Here is a 1,897-nt window from a genome sequence, read left to right as displayed (position 1 = left end):
AGCCCCGCCCGTCCCCCGCACACCACAGCAGCCGGCGGCTCCGCCGAAGCGGGTCCGCCGGCTGCCGGGAGCCACCTGGGCCAGGGGCCGTTGGGCGCCCAGCGCCCGGAACACCCCACGGGTCCCGGGGGCCGGATGACCCAGGGGTTAGAAGACGCTCACCCCGTACGCGCTCAGCGCCTCCGTCACCGGCTGGAAGAACGTCGTACCGCCCGACGAGCAGTTGCCGCTGCCGCCCGAGGTCAGGCCCAGGGCCGTGGTGCCCGCGAACAGGGAGCCGCCGCTGTCGCCCGGCTCGGCGCAGACGTTGGTCTGGATCATGCCGTAGACGACGTCGCCGCCGCCGTAGTTGACGGTCGCGTTGAGGCCGGTGACCGTGCCGCCGCGCAGGCCCGTGGTGCTGCCGCTGCGCTGGACCGACTGGCCGACGGAGGCGTTGCCCGCGCCGGTGATGTCGCGGTACGAGCCGTTGTAGAGGTAGACCCGGCCATCCGCGGCGGAGGCGTTGGAGTGGCGGATGAGGCCGTAGTCATTGGTGGGGAAGCTCGAACCGGCGGTGGAACCGAGCACCGTCGTCCGGCCGGAGTTCGTGTACCAGGTGCCGGCGCCCTCGGTGCAGTGGCCGGCCGTGAGGGCGTAGTACGTCGAACCGCTGCGGACGTTGAAGCCGAGCGAGCAGCGGCCGCTGCCGCTGTAGATGGCCTGGCCGCCCGCGATGAGCTTGTTGAACGTGCCGGGCGTGCGCTTGATCTCCAGGGCGTCGGCCTGCGCGCCGGCCGCCTTCTTGATCTTGGCTATCTCTGCGGCCGAGACGGTGTCGTCCGCCGTGACGACGAGCTTGCCCGACGCCTTGTCCGTGTACCACGCGGTACCGGACACGTCCGCGCCGAGCACCGCGTCGCCGGTCTTGGCGAGCTGGGCGGCGGTCGCCCGTACGCCGTCGCCCGATTCGGCCGAGGCGATCGGGGTGGCAAGCGCGGACGCGGTCAGCAGAGCCGACGCGACGGCGATCAGCCGTGCACGTCTTCCGACGCCGCCGAGGGGAGAGAGGCGCTTGAAGTTCACTACATCCTCCGGTGGGGGATCCCAGGGGCCCACTGGGTGGGTGGGCCCGTCAGTACGCCGATGCGGCCGACCATCCGTATCGGTCATGAGCCTGACAACGGCGTGGTAGGAATCCTGGGGTCCTGTTGAGTCGTCAACAAGAGCACCTTTCAGCCGCTCTACGCGCGCCCACCAGCGACATGCCGAGGACGGCGGTACGACGTCCGCGACGGCCCCGGGGCCGACCGCGACCGTGGCGGCGCAACCCTCCCGGTGCGCGTGCCGCCCGGGCGGGCCGGCCGCAGCGTGGACCCTTTGCTGATTTGGCGTCAGTTCTGGCGTGTGTCGGGACGGTCGCGGCGGGTGGCCGCAGCAGCGCCGGGCCGGCAACCGGAGCGCGGAATGCCACTTCCGCTGTTCAGGGGCACCGAGACCGGACGGATTGCTTCCGGACGGCCTCGCGGACCTCCCTGGCCGCGCGGACCCCGCACGGCGGCGGACTGCCGCCGAAGGCCGTGGCGATTGCACATACGCCCCGCCAACCCTCAGCCGCTCCTTGAGCACCGTCCGTCCCAGACCACCCCAGCGCCCGGCCGCCGAACCCTCCTCCGGCGGAGTGGGTCCGCGCCCCGGGTGCCCAGCGGCCGTGCAGCGTTATGCCGCTATCCCGCCCGTTCGTACTCCGGGTACGCCTGTCCGGTTCTGGCCAGTTGCGCGGCGTACCGCCTTCGTGCCCGCGTCGCCCGGGCCCGCGGTCGGGCACGAACGCGGGGCGCCGGTCGTTGTCCGCCGCACCTCGCACCCCGCACCCCGCACCTCACTCGCCCGCGCCGGCCCCTCCTCGGCCCGGCGT

General features: G+C 73.0%; 1 protein-coding gene. It reads right to left on the bottom strand.

Going from position 1 to position 1,897, the window contains the following annotated elements:
• Positions 1–147: 147 nt before the first annotated feature.
• Positions 148–1,065 carry a S1 family peptidase gene (locus E2E34_RS33875; RefSeq protein ID WP_138905654.1) on the bottom strand — a complete coding sequence of 306 codons (918 nt, stop codon included), beginning with the start codon at positions 1,063–1,065 and terminating at the stop codon, positions 148–150.
• Between the last annotated feature and the right edge of the window lie 832 nt (positions 1,066–1,897).

This window comes from Streptomyces albidochromogenes (assembly GCF_005981925.1).
GTDB lineage: Bacteria > Actinomycetota > Actinomycetes > Streptomycetales > Streptomycetaceae > Streptomyces > Streptomyces albidochromogenes.
Note: the sequence above shows the minus strand (reverse complement) of the source record. Positions and strands in the feature narration are given on the sequence as shown.